Annotated in this window: 18 protein-coding genes; 5 read left to right on the top strand and 13 right to left on the bottom strand. The window is 72.3% G+C overall.

Annotation, left to right across the window (positions count from 1 at the left end; all coding sequences use genetic code 11):
• Positions 1-134: 134 nt before the first annotated feature.
• Positions 135-1,487, bottom strand: a complete 1,353-nt coding sequence (locus tag ACIP94_RS01750) for a class II 3-deoxy-7-phosphoheptulonate synthase (RefSeq protein ID WP_402418051.1) — start codon at positions 1,485-1,487, stop codon at positions 135-137.
• A gap of 96 nt (positions 1,488-1,583) precedes the next feature.
• On the opposite strand from ACIP94_RS01750, the gene ACIP94_RS01755 reads away from it, so the two are divergent.
• Both ACIP94_RS01755 and ACIP94_RS01760 read left to right on the top strand, forming a co-directional pair.
• Positions 1,584-1,640, top strand: coding sequence for a trp operon leader peptide (locus tag ACIP94_RS01755; protein WP_402420297.1), 57 nt, complete (start codon positions 1,584-1,586; stop codon positions 1,638-1,640).
• Positions 1,641-1,747: 107 nt separating this feature from the next.
• Positions 1,748-3,685 carry an anthranilate synthase family protein gene (locus ACIP94_RS01760; RefSeq protein WP_402418052.1) on the top strand — a complete coding sequence of 646 codons (1,938 nt, stop codon included), beginning with the start codon at positions 1,748-1,750 and terminating at the stop codon, positions 3,683-3,685.
• Positions 3,686-3,772: 87 nt separating this feature from the next.
• Here the strand turns inward: ACIP94_RS01760 and ACIP94_RS01765 are convergent, their stop codons facing one another.
• From ACIP94_RS01765 to ACIP94_RS01780, 4 genes are all read right to left on the bottom strand, one after another.
• The gene (locus ACIP94_RS01765) at positions 3,773-4,801 is read right to left on the bottom strand and encodes a 6-phosphofructokinase (RefSeq protein ID WP_402418053.1); all 1,029 of its coding nucleotides are present in this window, start codon (positions 4,799-4,801) and stop codon (positions 3,773-3,775) included.
• A gap of 261 nt (positions 4,802-5,062) precedes the next feature.
• Positions 5,063-5,755, bottom strand: coding sequence for a response regulator (locus tag ACIP94_RS01770; RefSeq protein WP_402418054.1), 693 nt, complete (start codon positions 5,753-5,755; stop codon positions 5,063-5,065).
• A complete protein-coding gene (gene macS / locus ACIP94_RS01775) occupies positions 5,752-6,987 on the bottom strand; it encodes a MacS family sensor histidine kinase (RefSeq protein ID WP_402418056.1) in 1,236 nt (411 codons plus the stop codon). Before macS ends, ACIP94_RS01770 begins: the two co-directional genes overlap by 4 nt.
• Positions 6,988-7,062: 75 nt before the next feature.
• Positions 7,063-7,854: a lysophospholipid acyltransferase family protein gene (locus ACIP94_RS01780; RefSeq protein WP_402418057.1), complete on the bottom strand. Its 792-nt coding sequence runs from the start codon at positions 7,852-7,854 to the stop codon at positions 7,063-7,065.
• A gap of 162 nt (positions 7,855-8,016) precedes the next feature.
• On the opposite strand from ACIP94_RS01780, the gene ACIP94_RS01785 reads away from it, so the two are divergent.
• Both ACIP94_RS01785 and ACIP94_RS01790 read left to right on the top strand, forming a co-directional pair.
• The gene (locus ACIP94_RS01785) at positions 8,017-8,796 is read left to right on the top strand and encodes an alpha/beta hydrolase (RefSeq protein WP_402418058.1); all 780 of its coding nucleotides are present in this window, start codon (positions 8,017-8,019) and stop codon (positions 8,794-8,796) included.
• On the top strand, positions 8,789-9,346 hold the full coding sequence (locus tag ACIP94_RS01790; protein WP_402418060.1) for a hypothetical protein: 558 nt from the start codon (positions 8,789-8,791) through the stop codon (positions 9,344-9,346). The genes ACIP94_RS01785 and ACIP94_RS01790 overlap by 8 nt, the downstream gene beginning before the upstream one ends.
• 28 nt (positions 9,347-9,374) lie before the next feature.
• Here ACIP94_RS01790 and ACIP94_RS01795 read toward each other — a convergent pair whose 3' ends face one another.
• The 6 genes from ACIP94_RS01795 to ACIP94_RS01820 form a co-directional block, all read right to left on the bottom strand.
• A complete protein-coding gene (locus ACIP94_RS01795) occupies positions 9,375-10,133 on the bottom strand; it encodes an endonuclease/exonuclease/phosphatase family protein (RefSeq protein ID WP_402418062.1) in 759 nt (252 codons plus the stop codon).
• A gap of 651 nt (positions 10,134-10,784) precedes the next feature.
• On the bottom strand, positions 10,785-11,738 hold the full coding sequence (locus ACIP94_RS01800) for an ROK family glucokinase (protein ID WP_402418064.1): 954 nt from the start codon (positions 11,736-11,738) through the stop codon (positions 10,785-10,787).
• Between the two features lie 102 nt (positions 11,739-11,840).
• Positions 11,841-12,341 carry a DUF5304 family protein gene (locus tag ACIP94_RS01805; protein WP_402418065.1) on the bottom strand — a complete coding sequence of 167 codons (501 nt, stop codon included), beginning with the start codon at positions 12,339-12,341 and terminating at the stop codon, positions 11,841-11,843.
• A 102-nt stretch (positions 12,342-12,443) separates the two neighbouring features.
• Positions 12,444-13,613 carry an ArsA family ATPase gene (locus ACIP94_RS01810; RefSeq protein ID WP_402418067.1) on the bottom strand — a complete coding sequence of 390 codons (1,170 nt, stop codon included), beginning with the start codon at positions 13,611-13,613 and terminating at the stop codon, positions 12,444-12,446.
• 193 nt (positions 13,614-13,806) lie between these two features.
• Positions 13,807-14,250 (bottom strand): SRPBCC family protein, encoded by a 444-nt coding sequence (locus ACIP94_RS01815; protein ID WP_402418069.1) that lies wholly within the window; start codon positions 14,248-14,250, stop codon positions 13,807-13,809.
• 160 nt (positions 14,251-14,410) lie between these two features.
• Positions 14,411-15,208, bottom strand: coding sequence for a metallophosphoesterase (locus tag ACIP94_RS01820; RefSeq protein ID WP_402418071.1), 798 nt, complete (start codon positions 15,206-15,208; stop codon positions 14,411-14,413).
• Between the two features lie 306 nt (positions 15,209-15,514).
• Here ACIP94_RS01820 and ACIP94_RS01825 point away from each other — a divergent pair, with 306 nt between their 5' ends.
• Positions 15,515-17,311, top strand: a complete 1,797-nt coding sequence (locus ACIP94_RS01825) for an AMP-dependent synthetase/ligase (RefSeq protein ID WP_402418073.1) — start codon at positions 15,515-15,517, stop codon at positions 17,309-17,311.
• A gap of 18 nt (positions 17,312-17,329) precedes the next feature.
• Here ACIP94_RS01825 and ACIP94_RS01830 read toward each other — a convergent pair whose 3' ends face one another.
• Both ACIP94_RS01830 and ACIP94_RS01835 read right to left on the bottom strand, forming a co-directional pair.
• Complete coding sequence (locus tag ACIP94_RS01830; protein WP_402418075.1) at positions 17,330-18,967, bottom strand: GMC oxidoreductase; 1,638 nt, start codon at positions 18,965-18,967, stop codon at positions 17,330-17,332.
• A gap of 50 nt (positions 18,968-19,017) precedes the next feature.
• Positions 19,018-20,160 (bottom strand): glycosyltransferase family 4 protein, encoded by a 1,143-nt coding sequence (locus tag ACIP94_RS01835; protein ID WP_402418077.1) that lies wholly within the window; start codon positions 20,158-20,160, stop codon positions 19,018-19,020.
• Positions 20,161-20,205 lie beyond the last annotated feature (45 nt).

Here is a 20,205-nt window from a genome sequence, read left to right on the forward strand (position 1 = left end):
CTGGGTCGTGCCGCCCCGATCGTTTCGGTGAGGCAAACCTAACCTTACCTGCGTCCCCGGACCCGTAGAAGCGGGTCGGGGCGCGGATCGCATGTGATCCGCGCCCCACTCACCCGCCGGCAGCAGCCCGCGGGCTACTGGTCCCGGTACATCTCCGCGACGAGGAACGCCAGGTCGAGGGACTGGCTGCGGTTCAGCCGCGGGTCGCACGCCGTCTCGTAGCGCTGGTGCAGATCGTCGACGAAGATCTCGTCGCCGCCGCCCACGCACTCGGTGACATCGTCGCCGGTCAGCTCGACATGGATGCCGCCCGGGTGCGTGCCCAGCTCCTTGTGTACCTCGAAGAAGCCCTTGACCTCGTCGAGCACATCGTCGAAGCGGCGGGTCTTGTGGCCGGAGGCCGCCTCGAAGGTGTTGCCGTGCATCGGGTCGGTCACCCAGGCCACCACCGCGCCCGAGGCCGTCACCTTCTCCACCAGCTCGGGCAGCCGGTCGCGGATCTTGTCCGCGCCCATGCGCACGATGAAGGTCAGCCGGCCGGGCTCCCGGTCCGGGTCGAGGCGGTCGATGTACTGAAGCGCCTCCTCGGCCGTGGTCGTCGGACCCAGCTTGATGCCGATCGGATTGCGGATCCGGGAGGCGAACTCGATGTGCGCACCGTCGAGCTGGCGGGTGCGCTCACCGATCCACACCATGTGCCCGGACACGTCGTACAGCTGCCCGGTGCGCGAGTCGGTCCGGGTCAGCGCCGACTCGTAGTCCAGCAGCAGCGCCTCGTGCGAGGAGTAGAACTCGACGGTCTTGAACTCCTCCGGGTCGGTCCCGCAGGCGTGCATGAAGTTCAGGGCGTTGTCGATCTCGCGCGCGAGCTGCTCGTAGCGCTGCCCGGACGGCGACGACCTCACGAAGTCCTGGTTCCAGGCGTGCACCTGGCGCAGATCGGCGTAGCCGCCCGTGGTGAAGGCGCGCACCAGGTTCAGCGTCGAGGCGGACGTGTGGTACATCCGCTTCAGGCGCTCCGGGTCGGGGATCCGGGACTCCTCGGTGAACTCGAAGCCGTTGACGGAGTCGCCGCGGTAGACCGGCAGGGTCACCCCGTCGCGGGTCTCCGTCGGCTTGGAGCGCGGCTTGGAGTACTGGCCGGCGATCCGGCCGACCTTCACGACCGGGACCGAGGCCGCGTACGTGAGCACGGCGCCCATCTGGAGCAGCGTCTTGAGCTTGTTGCGGATGTGATCGGCGGACACCGCGTCGAAGGCCTCCGCGCAGTCGCCGCCCTGCAACAGGAACGCCTCGCCCCTGGCGACGGCTCCCATCCGGGCGCGCAGCTGGTCGCACTCGCCCGCGAAGACGAGTGGCGGATACGACTCGAGCTCCGCGATCACCTTGCGCAGAGCCTCGGGGTCGGGGTACTCGGGCTGCTGCGCCGCGGGCAGGTCTCGCCAGGTGTTGCCAGCACCGGAGCTGGTCTTAGCGTTCACGGTCACGCCCTCAACAGTACGGGGTCGGGTGGGGCCTCCCGCCCCGCGCCCAGAAAGTGAGACACCCGCTACACGCTGTGGACATGGGGTACAGTGCGTCGCATGTTCGCGCACACGAGCCAGACCTGGTGGTGGACCGCTTCTCCGGCGGCCCACTGACGCGCGTACCCACGACTTCGCGAAGGCCGCCCGAGGGGCGGCCTTCCGTGTTTCCGGCACCGGGCCGTTCCCTCTCGCCTCACCGATCACCGAGAAGGACACGGACCATGCAGCTGACCGATCTGCCGACCGACCCCCGCCCGTTCGCCCTGCTCCGCCGCCGCACCCCCGGGCACGATCACGACACCGTGGAGGTACTGGTCGGCCCGGTCGAGGAGTACGCGCGCCTCGCCGACCTCCCCGGCGAGGCACTGGCTCTGATCCCGTACCGCCAGATCCGCGAGCGCGGCTTCGACGTCCACGACGACGGCACCCCGCTGCTGGCCCTGCTCCCCGAGGAGTCCCGCACCCTCCCGCTGGAGCAGGCCCTGGCCCAACTGCCGCGGCACGACGTCCGCGTCGAGGACGGTGGCTTCGACGTTCCCGACGAGGAGTACGCCGGGATCGTCGGGCGGGTGCTGCGCGAGGAGATCGGCCGCGGCGAGGGCGCGAACTTCGTGATCCGCCGGACGTACGAGGGCCGCCTCCCCGGGTTCTGCCGGGCCGACGCGCTCGCGCTGTTCCGGCGGCTGCTGGTCGGCGAGCGCGGCGCGTATTGGACCTTCGTGGTGCACACCGGCGACCGCACCCTGGTCGGGGCCAGCCCCGAGGTGCATGTGCGGATGTCCGGCGGGAGGGACGGGCGCGACGCGCTCCCGGCCGACGGCGACGGCGGGGGACGGACCGGGGGGACCGTCGTGATGAACCCGATCAGCGGCACCTACCGCTATCCGGCCGGCGGAGCGACGCCCGAGGACCTGCTCCGCTTCCTCGCCGACGGCAAGGAGATCGAGGAGCTGTCGATGGTGGTCGACGAGGAGCTGAAGATGATGTGCACGGTCGGCGACCGGGGCGGGATGGTCGTCGGGCCGCGGCTGAAGGAGATGGCGCACCTCGCGCACACCGAGTACGAGCTGCGCGGGCGGACGTCCCTGGACGCGCGGGAGGTGCTGCGCGAGACCATGTTCGCGGCCACCGTCACCGGCTCGCCCGTGCAGAACGCCTGCCGGGTCATCGAGCGGTACGAGACCGGCGGGCGTGGCTACTACGCGGGGGCGCTGGCGCTCATCGGACGGGACGCGGGCGGCGCCCAGACCCTGGACTCCCCCATCCTCATCCGCACCGCCGACATCGACGCGGACGGCACGCTGCGGGTGCCGGTCGGCGCCACCCTGGTGCGCGGCTCGGACCCCGCGAGCGAGGTCGCGGAGACGCACGCCAAGGCGGCGGGGGTGCTGGCGGCGCTGGGGGTGGCGGCGGCCCGGCCGGTCGCGGAGCACGCATGCCCCCGGCTGGCCGACGACCCCCGGGTGCGGGCGGCGCTGGACGGGCGGCGGGCCCTGCTCTCGCCGTTCTGGCTGCGGATGCAGACGCCGTCCCCCGAACTGACCGGGCACGCGCTGGTCGTCGACGGTGAGGACACCTTCACGGCGATGCTCACGCATGTGCTGCGGTCGTCGGGCCTGGAGGTGAGCGTACGGCGCTACGACGAGCAGGGGCTGCGGGAGGCGGTGCTCGCGAACGAGGGCCCGGTGGTGCTCGGGCCGGGCCCGGGCGACCCGTCGGACCCGAAGGACCCCAAGATGCGCTTCCTGCGGGCGCTGACGGCGGAGGTCGTCCGGGGGCACCGGCACGGCGTGCTGGGCGTCTGCCTGGGCCATGAGCTGCTCGCGGCCGAACTGGGGCTGGAGATCGTCCGCAAGGAGGTGCCGTACCAGGGCGCGCAGACGGAGATCGACCTGTTCGGGCGGCGGGAGACCGTCGGCTTCTACAACAGCTTCGTGGCGCGTTGCGACGACGAGGCGGCCACGGAACTGGCGGCGCACGGCGTCGAGGTCAGCCGGGGCGCGGGCGGGGAGGTGTACGCGCTGCGCGGGCCCGGCTTCGCCGGGGTGCAGTTCCATCCGGAGTCGGTGCTGACGCTGAACGGCGCCGGCATCCTTCGGGAGCTGGCCGGCCGGCTGTGCGGCGCCGGCGCGCTGTCCGAGCGGCGACCGGCGCGGTAGCGCCCGGCGGAGGAGGAGACGGGTGGGCTGGGGGTGCCCGTGCGGACGGCACCCCCATGAGGAGAGGGTCAGGGCCCGTGCGGGCCGTCAGCCGAAGAACACGCCGACCTCTTCGTACAGCTTGAGGTCGACCGTCTTCAGCCTGGCCGTGGCCTCCGAGAGCGGAACGCGCACGATCTCGGTGGAGCGCAGGGCGACCATCTTGCCGAAGTCGCCGTCGCGGACGGCCTCGATGGCGTGCAGGCCGAAGCGGGTGGCGAGCCAGCGGTCGAAGGCGCTGGGCGTGCCGCCGCGCTGGACATGGCCGAGAACGGTCGTACGGGCCTCCTTGCCCGTGCGCTTCTCGATCTCCTTCGCGAGCCACTCGCCGACGCCCGAGAGGCGCACATGCCCGAACGAGTCCAGCGACTGGTCCTTGAGCACCATGTCGCCGTCCTTGGGCATCGCGCCCTCGGCCACCACCACGATCGGGGCGTACGACGCCTTGAACCGCGACGTCACCCAGGCGCACACCTGGTCGACGTCGAAGCGCTGCTCGGGGATGAGGATCGCGTTCGCGCCGCCGGCCAGCCCCGAGTGGATCGCGATCCAGCCCGCGTGGCGGCCCATGACCTCCACCACCAGGACCCGCATATGCGACTCGGCCGTCGTGTGCAGGCGGTCGATCGCCTCGGTCGCGATGTTGACGGCGGTGTCGAAGCCGAAGGTGTAGTCGGTGGCGGACAGGTCGTTGTCGATGGTCTTGGGGACGCCGACGACCTGGACGCCGAACTCGCCGGCCAGGCGTGCCGCGACTCCGAGGGTGTCCTCGCCGCCGATCGCGATGAGCGCGTCGACCTCGTCCTTGGCGAGGTTGTCCTTGATACGGCGGATGCCGTTCTCCTGCTTGAGCGGATTGGTGCGCGAGGAGCCGAGGATCGTGCCGCCGCGGGGCAGGATGCCGCGCACGGCAGGGATGTCCAGCCGCACGGTGTCGCCCTCGAGGGGACCCCGCCAGCCGTCCCGGTAGCCGACGAAGTCGTAGCCGTACTCCTGCACGCCCTTGCGCACGATGCCCCGGATGACGGCGTTGAGCCCGGGGCAGTCGCCGCCTCCGGTCAGTACTCCGACCCGCATGGAAATGTCCCTTCGCCGCGGTTGCCTGATGCGGGTCACGCTAATGGTGACGCACGTCACTTCGGCATGCCTCGAAAGGTCAATTCCGGTGAATAGTCGGGGAGTTGATCACTCAGGATGATTCGGACTTCACTCGAAGGTGGGTAGTGGAGGCACGTGTGAGCGATTCACTCCCCCTCGCACGCCTGGCCGCGCCCGTCAGCTCTCCTCGGTCCTCGCCCGGTCCTCGTCCAGTCCTCCTCGGTCCTCGTCCAGTCCCCGTCAGTCCCCGTCCAGTCCTCGCTCGATCGCGTACCGCACCAGCTCCACCCTGTTGTGCAGCTGGAGCTTGCCGAGGGTGTTCTGCACATGGTTCTGCACGGTGCGGTGCGAGATGACCAGGCGTTCGGCGATCTGCTTGTAGCTCAGGCCCTTGGCCACCAGCCGCAGCACCTCGGTCTCACGGTCGGTCAGCCGCGGCGCCTCCGGCTCGCCGGCACCCGCGGCAAGGGCCGGTTCGGCGGCGAGGCGGCGGTACTCGCCGAGGACCAGCCCCGCGAGACCCGGGGTGAACACCGGGTCCCCGACCGCCGTACGGCGCACCGCGTCGAGCAGCTCCTGTGTGGACGCGGACTTCAGCAGATAGCCCGTCGCGCCCGACTTCACCGCCTCCAGCACATCCGCGTGCTCACCGCTCGCCGACAGCACCAGGACCCGCAACGCCGGATCGGCGCCCACGAGCTCCTTGCACACCTGCACGCCCGGCTTCGCGGGCAGATTGAGGTCCAGGACGAGGACGTCGGGCGCGGCGGCCAGGGCGCGGCGCACCGCCTGCTCGCCGTCGCCCGCGGTGGCGACCACGTCGAAGCCGGACTCGGTCAGGTCGCGGGCGACGGCGTCCCGCCACATGGGGTGGTCGTCCACCACCATGACCTTGATCGGTTCCTGCGGCACGTCCCCGGTGTCGGCGGTCATCGCGTCTCGGCCCTCCCCTGTGAGGCCCCCCGGGCCCCCGCGTCCTTCGGTATCTTCAGTTCCACTTCCGTGCCCTGGCCCGGGACGGAGATCAGCTCGGCCGTGCCGCCGATGTCGCGCAGCCGGCCGCGGATCGACTGGGCCACCCCGAGCCGCCCCTCCCCCTCGGCCTGGGCGAGCCGCCCCTCGGGGATGCCCGGCCCGTCGTCGCGCACGGTCACGACAATGGAGTCCGGCTCGTCCTCGACCAGGATCCAGGCACGCGCCTCCGGCCCCGCGTGCCGGCGGACATTGTCCAGGGCGGCACCGACGGCGGAGGCGACCTCGCGCGCGGCGGCCGGGCCGAGGGGCACGGGGGCGCCCGGCTCGGAGAGCGTCACCCGCGCGCCGGCGTAGGGGACGAGCAGCAGGCGCAGGTCCACCGGGCCGTCCTCGGCGTCCGGCTCGTCGACCACGCGGACGACCGCGCCGAGCGCCGCGTCCTCCGACACCCGTGAGAGGGGCACGAGGCCGCCGGTGACCAGGGTGCGCAGTGCGACCTCCTGCTCACCGGCGAGCCGGCCCAGCTCCGCGGCCTCGCCGCCGAGGGCGGTACCGCGCCGCTGCACCATGGCGAGCACCTGGAGCACGCCGTCGTGGATGTCCCGGGCCAGCCGCTCCCGCTCACGGGTCGCGGCCTCGATCTCCAGGGCGCGGGCGAGGGTGCGCTCGGAGGCACGGGCGACCTCGACGACGTAGCCGATCGCGATGGAGGCGATGCACACGAGCACCACGTTGTGGACGGTGTCGCGGGCGGGGGCGCCGCGTTCGACCAGATTGGCCGCGGCGACCAGGGTGGAGGCGAGGGCCGCCCAGCGCCAGCCGCCCTTGACGGCGTACGCGAGGACGGATCCGGCGGTCCATATCGACGGCAGGGTCGGGCCGCCCGCGAGGATCCGCTGATGGGTGTCGGCCAGGGGCGTCAGGAGGACGCCGGTGAGGGCGATGGCGAGGTCGGCGGCGAGGAACCGCTTGGTGCAGCTCGCCGCGTTCGCCACCCTGGGCAGTGTGGCCAGCGTCCAGACGCTGAGCACGACGTAGTAGGCGATCGCCGTCCAGGGCCGCGCGAACCTGCCGTAGGCGGTGGCGAACAGCCCGATCGCGTACAGCATCGTGAGTACGCGGTACGCCGTGAGCGCGCGCCACAGAGGCTGCTCGACCGACATCCTGACGACCCGCTCGCGCCTGGCCATGCCCCTCCCCCTGGTGGGCCGTTCACCCGCGGGCGACGCCCGTCCCCGCTCCCTCCGAGCCGAACGGACGCGCCCCTACGCGCCCGTCTGTTCCTTTCCGGCCGCCTGCTGCGTGCCCTTCTCCGCCTGCGCGGCGTCCCTCTGGGTGTCCTTCTGCGCGTGGGCGGCGTCCTTCTGGGCCTGCTTCTCCGCCTTCGCCGCCTCCGCGATCTGCCGCTTGGCGGCGGTCGCGTACATGTCGACGTACTCCTGGCCGGAGAGCTTCATGATCTCGTACATGACCTCGTCGGTCACCGCGCGCAGCACGAAACGGTCGTGTTCCATGCCCTGGTAGCGGCTGAAGTCCAGCGGCCGGCCGATACGGATGCCCGGGCGCATCAGCTTGGGGACGATCTTCCCCGGAGGCTGGATCTTCTCGGTGTCGATCATGGCGACGGGGATGACGGGAGCGCCGGTGGCGAGCGCCACCCGGGCCAGACCGCCGGGCTTGCCCCGATAGAGCCGGCCGTCGGGCGAGCGGGTGCCCTCCGGATAGATGCCGAACAACTCGCCGCGCTCCAGCACCTCGATGCCGCTCTTGATGGCCGCCTCACCCGCCCCGCGCGCTCCGGAGCGGTCGACGGGGAGCTGGCCCACGCCCTTGAAGAAGGCGGCGGTCAGCCGTCCCTTCACACCCGGCGTGGTGAAGTACTCGGCCTTCGCGATGAACGTGACCTTGCGGTCCAGGACCGCGGGCAGGAAGAACGAGTCCGAGAAGGACAGATGGTTGCTCGCCAGTATGGCGGGACCCTCGGCGGGGACATTCTCGAGGCCTTCCACCCAGGGTCTGAAGGCGAGCTTCAGCGGCCCCCCGATGGATACCTTCATCGCGCCGTACAACAACCGAGTGCCTCCTGTGTCTGTGGAACAGACCTTAACCCGGTCCGCCGTCAAAGAGTCCGACGACCCTGGTCGGTGTCAGTGCCGTCGCGTACGGTGAAGTACCTGCAATCGACGTGCCCAGCCCCTTTTCATGAACAGGAGACCGACGTGCCGGTCCTCCCCGGAGCCGAGCCGTACCGCCACGAGGGCGGGGAGATCGGCGTCCTCCTCTGCCACGGCTTCACCGGTTCCCCGCAGTCACTGCGCCCCTGGGCGGAGTATCTCGCCGAGCGCGGCCTCACCGTGTCTCTGCCGCTGCTGCCCGGGCACGGCACGCGCTGGGAGGACATGCAGCTCACCGGCTGGCCCGACTGGTACGCGGAGGTGGACCGCGCGCTGCGCGCCCTGAGCGAGAGCTGCACGCAGGTGTTCGTGGCCGGGCTGTCCATGGGCGGTGCCCTGGCCCTGCGGCTCGCCGCCCGGCACGGGGAGGCGGTCAGCGGCATCGTGGTCGTCAACCCGGCGAACAAGGTGCACGGCCTGTCCGCGTACGCCCTCCCGGTGGCCCGCCATCTCGTCCGGACGACCAAGGGCATCGCCAGCGACATCGCCAAGGAAGGAAGCACCGAGCTGGGCTACGACCGGGTGCCCCTGCACGCCGCGCACTCCCTGCGCGCCTTCTTCCGGGTCGTCGACGGCGAGCTGCCGCAGGTCACCCAGCCGCTGCTGCTTCTGCACAGCCCCCAGGACCATGTGGTTCCGCCCGCCGACTCGGCGCGGATCCTCAGCCGGGTCTCCTCCACGGACGTACGGGAGATCCTGCTGGAACAGAGCTACCACGTGGCGACGTTGGACCACGATGCGGACCGGATCTTCGAGGAGAGCCTCGCGTTCATCGGCCGGCTCGCGCCCAGTCTCGGCAAGGAAGGGACGGCCGCAGGTGGCTGAGCACGACTCCGACCGCGAGGACCGCGAGCCGGAAGAGAAGGGTGTGCCCCTCGACGAGGAGGCCGCCTGGGCGGCGATCGTCGCGGGGTACGGCGAGGAGCCGGCGGACCCGCCGGGCGCCGGACCGTTCCGGTCGATCGAGGACCTGGCGCTGCCCGATCCGGAGCCGGCCGGCGGCAAGGGCGACGAGACGAAGATCGAGCCGCCGAAGCCGCTGGGCGGTTCGATCTCCTTCGCGCCCGGTGTCGGCCCGCGCGACTACACGGCGCCGGAGCCCTCGGAGGACGACTTCGACGAGGACGACGAGGGGCATTTCGTTCCCCCGGAGCCGCCGCCGCTGCCGACGGCCGACACCACGGCGAAGTTCGCCTGGCTCGGGATGATCGGCGGCCCGGTCCTGCTGCTGCTGGCAGTGCTGCTCGGCTGGGACATGACGTGGTGGCTCACCACGCTCGGCGTCGGCGGCTTCCTGGGCGGCTGCGCGACGCTGGTGGTGCGGATGAAGACAGACGACGACGGCGACGACCCGGGCCGGGGCGCGGTGGTCTGACCGGCGCCCCGCCACGGCGTTGAGCGCCCTACGACGACGCGGGCACCCTGAGGGCGGCCAGGACCGGAAGGTGGTCCGTGGCCGCCCTCAGGTCGTTCTCCGTCACTCCCGGATGGCCGAGCGGGACACCGCAGCCGAGGATCTCGACGCCGCCCGTGGCGAAGATCGCGTCGATGCGCTGATAGGGATCGGACGGCGTCCAGGTGTGCTCGGCGCCCCAGGGGGCGGTGGCCCAGCCGTCCTGGAGTTCGCCCGCCAGGCGCGCGAAGGTGGGACCGCCCGGCCGTTCGTTGAGATCACCGCCGGCGATCGCGTGCGCCGTGCCGAGGCGGGCGAGCCGGTCGAGCAGCATGCCGCCCTGCGCGTACCGCTCGTCCTTCTGCAGGCTCAGATGGCAGCTGATGACGCCGAGCCGGACACCGCCGAACCGTACGACCGCCGTCGCGAGGCCCCGCCGGTGCAGTCCGGGGGTGAGCGGCAGCAGCACGTCCTCGGTGCGCTCGACCGTGGCGCGCAGCGAGCACAGCAGGGCCGGTCCGGCCGCGGTGGCGCCGCCCGAGAGGATCACGAGGTTCGCGGCCGACGCCAGCCGGGCGAGCTTCTTGCGCCAGCGGAAGAAACGGGGCGCCTCCTGGACGAGCACCAGGTCGGGCGCGCAGGCACTGATCACCCGGGCGAGCGCGTCGGTGTCGTCGCGCATCGAGCGGATGTTGTAGCTGAGGACACGGATGACGGCCGAACCATCGGGCTCGGTGCGGGAGTTGGGCAGCGTGAGGGTCGTCGCCATGCCGATCAAGATACGCCGGGGCGGGCATCGGCGGTGAGGCGTGCCGCGTGCGGGCCGGCCGCGGGTGTGCGGGCGTGTGCGGGCCGGCCGGTGGGAGGCGGCGGGTGTGGCGGCGTGTGCGGGCCGGCCGGTGGGAGGCGGCGAGTGCGGGACGGCCGCGCGTGAGGGCCTGCGCGTGAGAGGCACGGCGGGTGCGGGACGGCCGCGGGGAGGCGGCGAGTGCGGGACGGCCGCGGGTGTGGCGGCGTGTGCGGGCCGGCCGGTGGGAGGCGGCGAGTGCGGGACGGCCGCGCGTGAGGGCCTGCGCGTGAGAGGCACGGCGGGTGCGGGACGGCCGCGGGGAGGCGGCGAGTGCGGGACGGCCGGGTAGGAGGCGGCGAGTGCCGGACGGCCGCGGGTGAGGCGGCGGGTGCGGGACGGCCGCGCGTGAGGGGCGCGGCGCTTGAGGGCCGGCCGGTAGGAGGCGGCGGGTGCGGGACGGCCGCGCGTGAGGGCCTGCGCGTGAGAGGCACGGCGGGTGCGGGACGGCCGCGGGGAGGCGGCGGGTGCGGGACGGGCGGGGAGGCGGCGGGTGCGGGACGGACGTGTGAGGGGCGGAGGTGGCCGCCGCGGGGGAACCCTGCGCGCGGTCCGCTTCCGCCCCTGTTCACCTCACATGATCGGGTCGGGCTCCCGGGCCAGGTCCGCGGCGCCGACCAGGCCCGCCTCGTTGCCGAGCTGCGCGGCGATCACATCGGCGACCGGGCGCCAGTTGCCGCCGACCAGCCAGCGCTTGTACGACTTGCGGATCGGGTCGAGGACCAGCTCGCCCTCGTCCGAGAGGCCGCCGCCGACGATGAAGGCGGAGGGGTCGAACAGCGAGGCCAGGTCGGCGAGGCCGGCACCGGCCCAGCGGGCCAGCTCGCGGTAGGAGTCGACGGCCACCGGGTCGCCCTGGCGGGCGGCCATGGAGATGTGCTTGCCCTCGATGCCCTCGGGGCTGCCGTCACCGAGCGAGAGCAGCAGCTCGGCGTTCTCGGGGGTGGCGTTGGCGCGCTGCTTGGCGTACCGCACGAGGGCGCGGCCGGAGGCGTACTGCTCCCAGCAGCCCTGCGAACCGCAGCCGCACAGCAGGCCGTCCGGGACCATACGGATGTGGCCGAACTCGGCGGCCACGCCGAAGTGGCCGCGGCGGAGCTTGTTGCCGATGATGATGCCGCCGCCGAGCCCGGTGCCGAGCGTGATGCAGATGACGTTGCGGTGCCCCTTGCCCGCGCCGAACCTGTACTCGCCCCACGCGGCCGCGTTCGCGTCGTTCTCGACGACCACCGGGAGGCCCACCCGGGCCTCGACCTTCTCCTTCAGCGGCTCCTGGCGCCAGTCGATGTTCGGCGCGAAGTAGACCGTGGAACGCTGGCGGTTGACGTAGCCGGCGGCTCCGATGCCCACGCCGACGATCTCGTGCCCGGCACGGGCGCCCTCGACGGCAGCGGCAATGGCGTCCACGATCGCTTCGGGCGTGCCCGGAGTCGGCACCTTGTGGGTCGAGAGGATGTTGCCTTCCTCGTCGACCACACCGGCCGCGATCTTCGTGCCGCCGATGTCGACGCCGATGGTGAGTCCCATGAATCCCTCAGTTTCGGTCGAGCCCCGCTACGGCCCACCGTACCCGAGGGGGCTGAGCCCCGTCGGACGCTCCCCGCGGCCCCACGCCTCCTGGTCCGGGCCCTAGTCCAGGTCGATGCGCTCCCCCGGCCCCTGCTCCCCGCCCCGGCGGCGGGGGTCGTCGTCGCCGGAGGTGCGGCTCGTCCAGCGCCGCTCCCGGGCCTCGACGGCGGAGCGGTAGGCGGCGAGCAGCTCCGAACCGGCCGCGGCGAGATGGTCGAAGACGTCCGGGTTGCGCTCTATCACCGGTTCCACGGCGGCCTTGGCCTGCTGCACCACCTGCTGGACCATCTGCTGGGCCGCGCCCGAGGCGGCGGCGCCCAACAGGGGCGTCGGCAGCTCGGACAGCTTGTCCGCGACGGCGTCGACGAGCCTGCGCAGCTCCTCGGCGGCCGAGCCGGGCGGCGGTCCGTACCGGGTACCGCGGCGGGTCCTCTCCGCGGCGAGGTCCTCGGCGCACGCCTTGGCCCAGGCGTCGGCGTCGGCTGCGCCCGAAGAGGAGGTGCCCCGGCCGTCGGCTGCCTCCTCCTGAGCGGCGTCGGTCGGGGGGCGCTCTTCGCTCATGGCGGACTCCTGACTGGCGGTTCGTACCTCCGACGGTACCCGAACGGCGGTACGCGGTTCACCGTGTACGGGGCCGTTTTCTGGTGCCCGGAACGGCCCCGGTCAGACCCGTGGCGGCCACAGCTCCGGGTCCGGTGCGAAACGGATGCGCAGCTCTCCCTCCCGCAGCGCGGCCCCGGAGACGGTGCAGCGGCGCAGGGCCGACGGCAGCGGGACGATACGGCGGAACGATCCCACGGTCACGGCCAGTTCGTCGCCGCGCCGGACGAGGTCCAGTTCGTCGCGTATGGCGCCGGGCAGCGGGATGTGCCACACCAGCACGCCGTCCTCGGCGCGCCGGTCCGTCACGGGCCACTCGACGGGGCCGGGCGCCGCATTGACGGCGGGGGCGGCGAGCGCGGCGAGGTCCTCGGCGCCGCGCGGGTCCCGGCCGAGATGGGGGACGACGTGGACGCCGTAGACGCCCCGCCACTCCTCCACGGTCTTGCGCTGCTGGGCGAGGAGCCCGGCGAACCACGCGTCGGGGGCGTCGTCGGTCAGGACCCGGTTCGCGACCAGGACCTCGGGGCGCAGGCTGTGCAGGGCGAGGCCGGTGGCGGCGGACCGGACGGCGTCGGCGCCGGCCGGGCCCGGCTCGGCGACCAGCCAGGCGCTCGTGGCCCGGTCGGCGATCACGGCCTCGACGGCGGCCAGTTCGACGTTCCAGCGGGCAGCGGTCTCGTACAGCCACTCGGCGGGCATCGGCACGCCCGCGAGGCGGCCGAGGACGGGGCGCAGGGCGCGGGCGGCCTGCCGCTCCGGTGGGAGCAGCCGCCGCAGATAGCGGCGGAGTTCCCCGGGCAGCGCGAGCAGGGCGAGCGCCTGCGGGGCGGGCGGCAGATCGACGACGAGAAGGTCGTAGGCGTCGGAGAGGGCGGCGTCGCGCAGGGCCCGCAGGAGGGCGAGTTCCCCGGCGCCGGGGAGGGGTGTGACCTCCTCGGGGTCCAGCCGGGCGGCGCCGAGCAGGTCGAGGGCGCCGGCCGCGCGGTCCTGGAAGGCCACGAGGTCCTCCCGGAAGCGGGCGTCGGCGTCCGGTCGCCAGGCCGTGAGCCCGGGCGCTGCTTCGGCGGGGGTGGTGCCGGTGGGGACCCCGAGGACCGCACCGAGCGTGTCGGTGCGGTCGGCACCGAGGACGAGGGTGCGGGTGCCCCGGCGTGCCGCTTCCAGCGCGGTGGCCGCGGCGACGGTGGTGCGCCCGGAGCCGCCGGGGCCGGTGATCAGGATGGTGCGCATGGGGGTGAACGCTACCGGTGCCCGGCCCCCGCGCTGAGCAGGTCATCGGCGAGCCCGGACGGCGGACGCCGTCCGGCGGCTGCCGTCCGGAACCCGCGCCTCGGGCGCCGACGACCGTTGCCGCGACCGGACCCCCGCACGGGCCAGGGGCGGCGGCTGCCGCGCCCGGGCCCCCGCACCGGCCCGGCTCGGGTCACTTCTCGCCCGACTCCACCCGCTTCTTCAGCCCCGCCAGGGCCCGGTCGGTGATGACCTTCTCCGCCTTGCGCTTGATCATGCCGAGCATCGGGATCTTGACGTCGACCGTCAGCTGGTACGTCACCTCGGTGCCGCCCGAGGCCGCCGGCTTGAGCAGGTACGAGCCGTCCAGGGAGCGGAGCATCTGGGACTTGACCAGGGTCCAGGAGACCTCGTAGTCGCCCGTCCAGGTGTAGGCCAGCGTCTGGTCGTCCTTGATCGCGCCCGCGTCCATGACCAGGTGGACCTGCTCGGCGCGGCCCTGCGCGTCCGTGGCCAGCACCTCCGCCTCCTTCACCTCGCCCGTCCAGTCCGGATAGCGCGCGAAGTCGGCGATCACCCGCATGACGTCGGCCGGAGCCGCCTCGATCGTGATGCTCGAGCTGGTGTGTTCCGCCATCGCCGTGGCTCCTCCAGATGCGGTCCGGTGAGGGAGGGTGGTGCGCCCGTGCGCACGTGTGTGCAGCGTGAAGGCTACCGCGCACGCGCCGTGCCGCTACCACCCCACCTGCGGTCCGGCCACCGGATCGTCGCGCGGGGCGGGCCGGGGGGCCCGCGGGTCACCACTCCAGCACCCAGGGTCTCCCGCGCCCCGCGAAGTGCCCCACGTTCACGCACTCCGTCGCGCCGATCCGCATCCGGCCGGCCAGCGGCTGGTGGACATGGCCGAAGAGCGAGTACCGCGGGCGCGTGCGGCGGATCGCCTCCAGCAGGGCCCGGCTGCCGCGCTCGAAGCGGCGCGCCACCGTGTCGTAGACCAGCTCGGGCACCTCCGGCGGGATGTGGGTGCACAGCACGTCCACCTCCCCCACCGCTTCGATCTTCGCCGCGTACTCCTCGTCGCTGATCTCGTACGGCGTCCGCATGGGAGTGCGCAGGCCCCCGCCGACGAAGCCGAAGGTCCAGCCGCCGATCTCCACCCGCCGGCCGTCGAGCACGGTGGTGCCGGGGCCGGCGTACTCGGGCCACAGGGCCGGTATGTCGACGTTGCCGTAGGTGGCGTAGGTGGGGGTCGGGAACGCGGCGAACAGCTCGGCGTACTGCCTGCGCACCGCCTTCTCGATCGCCGCGGCGCGGTCCTCGCCCACACCGGCCCAGAGCCGGGCGCCGAAGGCGCGCGCCTCCTCGAAGCGGCGGGCGGTGCGCAGCGCGACGATCCGGTCGGCGTTCTCCTTGCCGAACAGGTCCGGGAAGATCCCGCGCGAGTGGTCGGCGTAGTCGAGGAAGAGGACCAGGTCCCCCAGGCAGACGAGGGCGTCGGCCCCGTCTCCGGCCCGGGCCAGGTCGCGCACGTTGCCGTGCACGTCGCTGACCACATGAACGCGCGTCCTCGGTCTGCCGTCCGGTGTGGGTGTCATGACGATCAAGCGTAGGGGTGTGGGACATATGTGAACAGTGGCGGTCGGACCTGCGGTTACTGGCCAGTCAGGAAGGCGGTGGACTACTGTGCGCCAAGGAACGCCAAGACGTGTGACGCACGAAACATCTCGCCGGGACCCCCTGTCCCGAAGGCCATACCGGCGGGTAACGTCCGGGCAGTCCAGTCGTGCTCAGGGTTTCAACCAACGGCTGTCACGGGAACCCTGCGCACCTGACCGAGCCTTGGACCGCACCGTCGCAGCACACAACGTCGTGGCGTCGGCGCCCTGTGAGGAGCAGCAGTCTTGCGCGAGTTCAGCCTTCCGGCTTTGTACGAGGTCCCTGCGGACGGCAATCTGACCGACATCGTCCGCAGAAACGCCGCGCAGCATCCGGACGTCGCCGTCATGGCCCGCAAGGTGGGCGGTGTCTGGCAGGACGTCACCGCCGCCTCCTTCCTCGCCGAGGTGCGGAGCGCTGCGAAGGGACTCATCGCCTCCGGTGTGCAGCCGGGCGACCGGGTGGGTCTTCTGTCCCGCACCCGCTACGAGTGGACCCTGCTGGACTTCGCGATCTGGAGCGCCGGGGCGGTCACCGTCCCGGTGTACGAGACCAGCTCGCCGGAGCAGGTGGAGTGGGTCCTCGGCGACTCGGGCGCGACCGCCTGCATCGTGGAGCTGGACGCGCACGTCGCGGCCGTCGAGTCGGTGCGCGACCGGCTGCCCGCGCTCAAGCACGTCTGGCAGATCGAGGCCGGGGGCGTCGAGGAGCTGGGCAGGGCCGGCAAGGACGTCAGCGACACGACGGTCGAGGAGCGCAGCTCGCTCGCCAAGGCCGACGACCCGGCGACGATCGTCTACACCAGCGGGACCACCGGGCGCCCCAAGGGCTGTGTGCTGACTCACCGCAACTTCTTCGCCGAGTGCGGCAACATCGTCGAGCGGCTGCGTCCGCTCTTCCGCACGGGCGAGTGCTCCGTCCTGCTCTTCCTGCCGCTCGCGCACGTCCTCGGGCGTCTGGTGCAGATCGCGCCCATGATGGCGCCCATCAAGCTGGGCTGCGTCCCGGACATCAAGAACCTCACCGAGGAACTCGCCGCGTTCAGACCGACGTTGATCCTCGGTGTGCCGCGCGTCTTCGAGAAGGTCTACAACTCGGCGCGGGCCAAGGCGCAGGCCGACGGCAAGGGGAAGATCTTCGACAAGGCGGTGGACACGGGCATCGCGTACAGCCGCGCCCTGGACACCCCGTCCGGCCCTTCGCTCGGTCTGAAGATCAAGCACAAGGTGTTCGACAAGCTCGTCTACAGCAAGCTGCGCGCGGTGCTGGGCGGGCGTGGCGAGTACGCCATCTCCGGCGGCGCCCCGCTCGGCGAGCGCCTGGGCCACTTCTTCCGCGGCCTCGGCTTCACGGTCCTGGAGGGCTACGGCCTGACCGAGACCGCCGCGGCCACGGCCTTCAACCCCTGGGACCGGCAGAAGATCGGCACGGTCGGCCAGCCGCTGCCGGGTTCCGTGATCCGTATCGCGGACGACGGCGAGGTGCTGATCCACGGCGAGCACGTCTTCCGTGAGTACTGGAACAACGAGGCGGCGACCGCGGAGGCGCTGTCCGACGGCTGGTTCCACACCGGTGACATCGGCACCCTCGACGAGGACGGCTATCTGATGATCACCGGCCGCAAGAAGGAGATCATCGTCACCGCGGGCGGAAAGAACGTCGCCCCGGCCGTGATAGAGGACCGCATCCGGGCGCATGCGCTGGTCGCGGAGTGCATGGTGGTGGGTGACGGGCGGCCGTTCGTGGGCGCGCTGATCACCCTGGACGAGGAGTTCCTGGCGCGCTGGGCGTCCGAGCACGGCAAGCCGGCGGGTTCCACCGCGGCGTCGCTGCGCGATGACCCGGATCTGATCGCGGCGATCCAGAGCGCGGTCGACGACGGCAACGCCGCGGTGTCGAAGGCGGAATCGGTGCGGAAGTTCCGCATTCTCTCCTCCCAGTTCGACGAGGACTCGGGCCACCTCACGCCGTCCCTGAAGCTCCGGCGCTCCGTGGTGGCGAAGGACTTCGCGGAGGAGATCGAGGCCATCTACCGGAAGTAGCGGTCCCCGGATCTCAGGTCATGACGCGGTGTCCTCGGCGAGGACCCGCGTCATGGTGCGTTCGGCGAGCGCGGTGATGGTGAGGAACGGGTTGACGCCGAGGGAGCCCGGCACCAGGGAGCCGTCGGTGACGTACAGCTTCGGGTAGCCCTTGACCCGGCCGTAGTCGTCGGTCGCCCGGCCGAGGACGCAGCCGCCGAGCGGGTGGTACGTGAAGTCGTCGGCGAAGGCCTTGGCGGTCGTGCCGAAGAGGTCGTACCGGTAGATGGTCGCGTTGGCGGCGTTGATCCGGTCGAACAGTTTCTTCGCCATGCTCACGGAGACGGCGCTCTGGGCGGCGGTCCAGCCGAGCCTCGCCGAGTCCGACGCGGCGTCGTAGGAGAACGACGCGCGCTCCGGGTTCTTGGTGATCGCCAGGTAGAGGCTGACCCAGTGCTCCAGTCCCATGGGCAGGGGGGCGATCTCGGCGAAGACGGGGTTGTCCGTGTTGGCCCAGTCGTCGATGCCCATGACGGGGATGGTCGACTCGTTGGCGCCGACCGTGTCCCAGAGGTGGTTGGCGCGGCCGAGCATCACATTGCCGTTGGTGCCCCATCCGGTGCCGACGCTCGCGTCGAGCGCGGGCAGGGCGCCTGTCTCCCGGGCGCGCAGCAGCAGTTCGGTGGTGCCGAGGCTGCCGGCGCCGAGGAAGAGGTATGTGCACGCGTACTGCCTGGTCTCGACGACCGCGCCGGTGATGTCGATGCGGTCGGCGGTCAGCAGATACGTGCCGTCGGCGGCCCGGCGGATCTCCCTGACCCGCTCCAGGGTGTTGATGGTGACGTTTCCGGTGCCGAGCGCGGCGGCCAGATAGGTCTTGTCGAGGCTGCGCTTGCCATGGTTGTTGCCGTAGATGACCTCGCCGGCCAGCGCGGATCTGGCCGCCGTGCCGGCCGCCTCGCGCTGCATGTAGCCGAAGTCGTAGACGTTGGGCACGAAGGCGGTCTTCAGACCGGTGCCGGCGGCGGCTTTCCGTGAGGTGCGGGCGAACCTGTACCACTCCGTCGACTCGAACCAGGCGGGGTCGACGGTGTTGACGCCGAGCATGGAGCGGGCGCGCGGGAAGTACGTGCCGTACATCTCGTCGGCGTCGACGGTGGGGAACTGCTCGCTGAAGTAGGAGGGCTGGGGGGCCGGGGCCATGCCGCCGTTGACCAGGGAGCCGCCGCCGACGCCCCGGCCCACGTAGACGGACATGTGGTCGAAGTGCACGCGGTCGAGGACGCCGGGGTAGCTGCTGATGTCCCTGTTGACGACGTCCAGCCACAGGAAGGTGGCGAGCGGCGCCTCGGTGCGCGTACGGAACCACATCGCTCGCTGGTCCGGGGCGCTGGTGGAGCAGAACACCTTGCCGTCGGGGCCGGAGGTGTTCCACAGGCGGCCCATCTCCAGCACAAGGGTGCGGATGCCCGCCTGGCCGAGGCGCAGTGCGGCCACGGCGCCGCCGTAGCCGGAGCCGATGACGATGGCGGGAGCGTTGTCGACGGTGTCGGGCTCGGCCGCGTGGGCGGACTGGAGGCCGACGCGGGTGAGGCCGGCGGTGGCCGCCGTCTGGAGGGCGATCATGCCCAGGATGTGACGTCTGGTCAGGTGACGGTGCGTCAGTTTTTCTGTCATGAGCGCAGCATGGGCGGACTATTCCGTTCCGGCTAGAGCCGCGGCGCCCTTCACAGCAAGGCTTCGAGCTTCTCCGCCAAGAGGTCCCAGCGCCATTTCTCCTCCACCCACCGGCGCCCCCGCTCGCCCATGCGGCGGCGCAGCTCCGGGTCGCCCAGGAGGGTGGTGATCCGGTCCGCGGCCTCCTCGGGGGAACCGCCCCGCACCACCCAGCCGGTCTCGCCGTCGAGCACCGCGTCCGGGGCGCCGCCCGAGTCGCCCGCCACCACCGGCAGGCCCGTGGCGGACGCCTCCAGGTACACGATGCCGAGTCCCTCGACGTCCAGGCCGCCCCGGCGGGTGCGGCACGGCATCGCGAAGACGTCCCCCGCGCCGTAGTGCGCGGGCAGCTCGGCCCAGGGGACGGCGCCGGTGAAGTGGACGGAACCGGCGACCCCGGTCTCGTAGGCGAGTCCGCGCAGGTCCCTCTCGTAGGGCCCGCCCCCGACGATCAGCAGGACCGCGTCCGGCTCCTTGGCCAGAATCCGCGGCATCGCCCGGATCAGCGTGTCCTGGCCCTTGCGCCGGACCAGCCGGGACACACAGACCACCACCGGGCGGTCGGTGAATCCGAGGCGCTCGCGGACCTCGTCGCCGCCCGAGTCCGGATGGAACGTCTTCTCGTCGACACCCGGGGGCAGTTGCACCATGCGCCCGGCCGCCTGCGGGGTCAGCACGGAGGCGATCCGCGAGCGGGTGTACTCGCCGAGGTAGGTGATCGTGTCCGTCGACTCGCCGATCCGGCGCAACAGGTCGCGCGCCGCGGGGAGCTGGGCCCAGCCCGCCTCGTGGCCGTGGGTGGTGGCCACCAGCCGCCGCGCCCCGGCCCGGCGCAGCGCCGGCGCCATCAGGCCGAGCGGTGCCGCCGCCCCGAACCACACCGACGTACAGCCGTGCTCCCGCAGCAGCCCCACGGCCCGCCGGGTCGCGCCCGGCGTCGGCAGCAGCATCGTCGTGCGGTCCCGTACGACGGTGAAGGGTTGCTCGGCGTCGAAGGCGGCCGTCGCCTCGGCGCCCTCACGCCCGCGCTTCCAGGTGGAGGCGTAGACGACCAGGCGCTCGGGGTCCAGACGCAGCGCCATGTTGTGCAGAAACGCCTGGATCCCGCCCGGGCGGGGCGGGAAGTCGTTGGTCACGATCAAGGTCTTGTGCATCGTCGTCGACAGTACCGAACCCGGCGTGCGACCGTCCTCACACCT

The organism is Streptomyces sp. NPDC093261, from assembly GCF_044753645.1.
In the GTDB taxonomy this organism is placed as follows: Bacteria; Actinomycetota; Actinomycetes; order Streptomycetales; family Streptomycetaceae; genus Streptomyces.